2 protein-coding genes are annotated in these 1,885 nt (G+C 45.0%); one reads left to right on the top strand and one right to left on the bottom strand.

The genetic code is table 11. The annotated features are described in order from the left end of the window. The coding region (serS, locus tag E1163_RS00750; RefSeq protein WP_155168615.1) for a serine--tRNA ligase at window positions 1-1,055 on the top strand (1,055 nt) is incomplete at its 5' end. On the opposite strand, the gene E1163_RS00745 is transcribed toward serS, so the two are convergent. Beyond that, window positions 1,048-1,782 carry a TspO/MBR family protein gene (locus E1163_RS00745; RefSeq protein ID WP_155168614.1) on the bottom strand — a complete coding sequence of 245 codons (735 nt, stop codon included), beginning with the start codon at window positions 1,780-1,782 and terminating at the stop codon, window positions 1,048-1,050. The two genes, serS and E1163_RS00745, sit on opposite strands and share 8 nt — an antisense overlap. Window positions 1,783-1,885 lie beyond the last annotated feature (103 nt).

Here is a 1,885-nt window from a genome sequence, read left to right as displayed (position 1 = left end):
AGGGTGTAAAAGCCAAGACCGCAGATCTCAAAGCTGAGGGGAAAGAGTTGGGAGAGGCCTTGAGCAGCTATGAGAATAAACTGAAGGAACTCCTTTATACTATACCCAATGTGCCCAACGACAATGTGCCGGAAGGTGGAGGTGCTGATGACAACGAAGTGGTCTATGAGCATGGGTCTACTCCGGAGTTGCCAGAAAGTGCTGTTCCGCATTGGGAGCTGATAAAAACTTATGACATTATAGATTTTGATCTTGGCAATAAAATTACCGGAGCGGGTTTCCCCGTCTATAAAGGCAAAGGAGCTCGTCTACAGCGTGCTATGGTCAACTTCTTTCTGGATGAAGCCACCAAAGCGGGTTATGTAGAAGTGCAGCCACCGATAGTGATCAATGAAGACAGTGGGTATGGCACAGGGCAACTTCCTGACAAAGACGGGCAGATGTATCATATCGGTGAAGAAAATTTCTTTTTGATCCCTACGGCAGAGGTGCCTATTACTAATATGTATAGGGATGTGATCGTGGATGCCAAAGACCTGCCTGTAAAGCATGTCGGTTTTACACCTTGCTTTAGGAGAGAGGCCGGCTCTTGGGGTGCCCATGTACGCGGCCTTAACCGTTTGCACCAGTTTGATAAGGTTGAGATCGTAGAGATCCACCATCCTGATAATTCTTATGAAGCCCTGGACAGAATGTGCAAGCATGTACAAGGTTTGTTGGAAAAGCTGGGGTTACAGTACCGGGTCTTGAATTTATGTGGAGGTGACATGGGGTTCACTTCTGCCCAGACATTTGATATGGAGGTTTACTCTGCAGCCCAGAAAAAATGGTTGGAGGTAAGCTCTGTAAGTAATTTTGAAACTTTCCAGGCCAACAGACTCAAGTTAAGGTACCGTGGCGATGATAATAAAATGCACTTGCTACACACCTTGAATGGAAGTGCCCTTGCTTTGCCGAGGATACTGGCGGCCATACTGGAAAACAACCAGAGTGAAGACGGTATCAGAATACCGGAAGTACTTGTGCCGTATACTGGCTTTGATATGATCAGGTAACAGTTTTTCTGTAACGATAATGCAGTGCCACCCAGGCATCAAAAATGATGGCCAATATGCACGCAATGGTTACAGGCTGAAAGGTCAACTCGGCATCAGTGTTTTTTAACATGATGCCGATGAGCGCCCAGATGATAACCAGGGCAAAGGCAATATCCCTGTATTTTTTGCTGATCAGGTACACCAAAAGCTGGGTGGCTATCACCATAGCTATTACCCAGTTTTGCGGTGAGGGAGGCGAAAAGTCATAAGCAGACAATAACGCAGCAATGTTGGCAATAGTAGCTACGCTGATCCATGCCAGGTAAATGCTAAACGGTTTGTACACCAGCCACTTCTCTCTTTTTGAATGGGGCTGCCAGCTATGGATTTTTACATAGATCATATATAAGGTTATCAGCAGGAGGATCATAATCACTAGTGACCACTCAATCAGCAGATGGTGCCAGACCAGTATCCACGAGCAATTGAGCAGACAGGTAAGGAGGAACAGGCCGGAAAGGGATACGGCTTTTTTATTATCGGAAGAGATAAAAGGATAGATGCAGTAACCCGTCAGGAATAGATAAATAATTGTCCATATAGAAAAGGTGATGCCTGCCGGAGTAAAGAGGTTTGGATACAAAGCAGCTACCTGGCCTGTACTCATACCGTTGATGGGGAGAATATTTGCGAGGGCGTTGACCGTTATTACTGCAGCCAAACCCAATATATTAAGCCATTTCATAACCTGTTTTTTGCTTTAAACTTAAGATACCGAAATATTTACGGATGGTGAAGCGATCTGATATAACATATGTGCCTTTCATCAATTAATTCAGGCTTTGATA

Source organism: Fulvivirga kasyanovii (genome assembly GCF_009711405.1).
Classification (GTDB): Bacteria; Bacteroidota; Bacteroidia; order Cytophagales; family Cyclobacteriaceae; genus Fulvivirga; species Fulvivirga kasyanovii.
The sequence above is the reverse complement of the archived record's forward strand: the minus strand, read 5'-3'. Positions and strand labels throughout refer to the sequence as shown.

Coding starts and splice junctions, on each gene's coding strand:
- E1163_RS00745 (WP_155168614.1), bottom strand. CDS start 1,782: ATGAAATGGCTTAATATATTGGGTTTGGCTGCAGTAATAACGGTCAAC.